The sequence below is a fragment of the Deinococcus rhizophilus genome (assembly GCF_030271215.1).
GTDB classification, from domain to species: Bacteria; Deinococcota; Deinococci; order Deinococcales; family Deinococcaceae; genus Deinococcus; species Deinococcus rhizophilus.
In genome coordinates this window covers 1-2,608 of record NZ_JASNGB010000270.1, presented here as the reverse complement: position 1 = coordinate 2,608, position 2,608 = coordinate 1, and the positions used below count along the sequence as shown (strand labels likewise).

The following is a 2,608-nucleotide window of genomic DNA, read 5'->3' as shown; positions in this document are numbered from 1 at the left end:
CCGACCAGCCGGGCCAGACCCGCCGCCTCCAGCTTGAGGTGCAGCCGGGCGCGGAGGCTGTTGCTCGCCACCGCGAAGGGCAGGCCCGAGTGCCGCAGCGCCCGCAGCGTGTCGGCCGCGCCCTCGATGGCCGGGGTCGCCTGCAAGGCCCGCGCCAGCCGTGCGTCGAGCTCGGGCAGGAAGTCCTGTGACCGCTCCCAGCCGTACTCGGCCCGCAGCCAGTCGAAGAGGGCCGCGTGGGTGCTCCCCACCGCCCGGCGCATGAACAGGGCGCGGTCGAGGGTGAGTCGGTGCTCGGCCAGCAGCTCCACCCACACCCGGTTCGCCAGTTCCTCGCTGTCCACCAGTACCCCATCGAGGTCGAAGAGGGCCGCCTGAAAGGGTTGCAGAATCACAGCACGTCGCTCCCCGGGGCGCTGTCCCACCCGGCCAGGATGTGGACGTGGGTGTGAAAGACCATCTGCCCGGCCCCGGCCCCGCAGTTCGCCACCAGCCGGAAGTCGGCCGCGTGCTGCCGCGCGACCCGCACGGCGGTCAGCCACAGCCTGCCCATCTCGGCGGGGTCGGTGATCTCGTCCGCGCGGGTGGTGACCCTTTTCGGGATGACCAGCAGGTGAATGGGCGCTTTGGGCGCGATGTCGCGGATGGCGAGGTAGTGCTCGTCCTCGTACACGATCTCGGCAGGCAGTTCGCGGGCGATGATGCGCTCGAAGAGGGTGGGCGCGGGCGGGTTGTCCATGCCTTCACTCTAGGGATTCCGGAAGCACGCGGGGGGCACACTCGGGACATGAAGGTATCCAAGCGTCTGCTGCTGGCCGCCGGGGTGGGGCTGCTGAGTGCCCGCCGCCTGCTGAATTCGCCCTTCGACCTGCGGGGCCGCAGTGTCCTGATCAGCGGGGGCTCGCGGGGGCTGGGGCTGGCCCTGGCCCGCGAGTTTGCCGCGNATTCGCCCTTCGACCTGCGGGGCCGCAGTGTCCTGATCAGCGGGGGCTCGCGGGGGCTGGGGCTGGCCCTGGCCCGCGAGTTTGCCGCGCGGGGCGCCCGCCTGACCCTGCTCGCCCGCACCGCCGCCGACCTCGACCGGGCCGCCGCCGACCTGCGGGGCCGGGGGGCCACCGTCCACACCGTCACGGGCGACGTGACCGTGGACGCCGACCTGCGCCGCGCCGTCGAGGAGGCCAACCGCCAGCACGGCCGCCTCGACGTGGTGGTCAACAACGCCGGAATCATCACGGTGGGGCCGCTGGAGAACATGACCGACAGCGATTTCCGCGAGTCGCTGGAGGTCAACACCCTCGCGCCGCTGCGCCTGACGCGGGCCGCCCTGCCTTTCCTGCGGGCGCGGGGTGGACGGGTGTTGATCGTGGCGTCGGTGGGGGCCAAGGTCGGCGTGCCGCACCTCGCGCCTTACTCGGTGAGCAAGTTCGCGGTGGCGGGGCTGGGGCAGGCCATGCGTGCGGAGCTCGCGCGGGAAGGCGTGGGCGTGACCACCGTCTGCCCCGGCCTGATGCGGACCGGCAGCCCCCGCCACGCCGGAGTCACCGGGCAGGCCGAGAAGGAATACGCCCTCTTCGCCACCGTGGACAACGCCCCGCTGATCTCGCTCGATGCGGCCGAGGCTGCCCGCCGCATCGTGGACGCCCTGGTGCGCGGCGACGCCGAGACGATGGTGGGCGGTCCCGCGCTGATCCTGCGCTACGCCCAGGCCCTCGCCCCACAGCTCACCGCCGACCTGCTGGCCCTCGGGAGCCGCCTGCTCCCTGCCCCGGTGCCGGGCGCCCGCACGGTCCCCGGCTCGGAGGCGGAGACGGCGATCACCGAGCGCAACCCCATCAAGCGCCAGGCCGAGGCGGACCTGAACGAGGGAGGCACGACCGTCAGGCCTGAGACGACGTAGGGGAAAGAAGGCAGACCCCCTCACCGCTCGGGAGAGGGGTTTTTCCCATCTCACTGGCCCATCTCACCGGTTACAGCCCGAACACCCCGCGCTGCCCCGGCTGCACCAGGTCCACGTACTCGCGGTGCTCGCGGATAAAGCCCGCCACGAAAGGGCACATGGGCACGACCTCACGTCCCTGGGCGCGGGCGTCGTCCAGGGCGCCGCGCACCAGCCGCGAGCCCAGGCCCTTGCCCTCGTGGGCGGGGTCGATCTCGGTGTGGCTGAACAGCAGGGCCTGGCCCGCCGGGCGGTACTCGGCAAAGCCCAGCACCTCGTCCCCTGAGCGCAGTTCGTAGCGGTTCTCGGCCTCGTTGTGGATCACCTGGGGGTCGCTCGTCATGGCCCAGGGTACAGCCCGCCGCCCCCGCGCAGGGGCGTGGCGGCCAGGATCACCGCCTGCCGCCACACGTCCGCACGGGTCAGCAGGCCGCCCGTCAGCACGCCCACGCTGCCCACGCCGCGCTTGATGCCTGGACTTCCCAGCAGCGCGTCCATCACCGGGCCGAGCTCCTCGCCGCCGCGCACCCGCCGCGCGACCTCGGGGGGCAGGCGCAGGTCGGCGGTGCGGGACCACTCCACCCGGACCCCCCCCGAGTCCCGCCGGGCGACCGCCACCACCCCGAAGAGCCGGGCCACGTCCGCCGTGAGGGCCACGCCTCCCTCCAGCCC

General features: G+C 73.2%; 5 protein-coding genes. 1 reads left to right on the top strand and 4 read right to left on the bottom strand.

What is annotated here, in order from left to right:
- Positions 1 to 395, bottom strand: a 395-nt coding sequence (locus tag QOL99_RS16415; RefSeq protein ID WP_285525393.1) for an HAD family hydrolase, incomplete at its 3' end; no start/stop codon positions are given.
- On the bottom strand, positions 392 to 739 hold the full coding sequence (locus QOL99_RS16410; RefSeq protein WP_285525392.1) for a histidine triad nucleotide-binding protein: 348 nt from the start codon (positions 737 to 739) through the stop codon (positions 392 to 394). The genes QOL99_RS16410 and QOL99_RS16415, both read right to left, overlap by 4 nt.
- 48 nt (positions 740 to 787) lie before the next feature.
- On the opposite strand from QOL99_RS16410, the gene QOL99_RS16405 reads away from it, so the two are divergent.
- A complete protein-coding gene (locus tag QOL99_RS16405) occupies positions 788 to 1,897 on the top strand; it encodes an SDR family NAD(P)-dependent oxidoreductase (RefSeq protein WP_285525390.1) in 1,110 nt (369 codons plus the stop codon).
- Between the two features lie 70 nt (positions 1,898 to 1,967).
- Here the strand turns inward: QOL99_RS16405 and QOL99_RS16400 are convergent, their stop codons facing one another.
- Positions 1,968 to 2,279, bottom strand: a complete 312-nt coding sequence (locus tag QOL99_RS16400) for a GNAT family N-acetyltransferase (protein WP_285525388.1) — start codon at positions 2,277 to 2,279, stop codon at positions 1,968 to 1,970.
- The coding region (locus tag QOL99_RS16395; RefSeq protein ID WP_285525386.1) for a DUF84 family protein at positions 2,276 to 2,608 on the bottom strand (333 nt) is incomplete at its 5' end. The genes QOL99_RS16400 and QOL99_RS16395, both read right to left, overlap by 4 nt.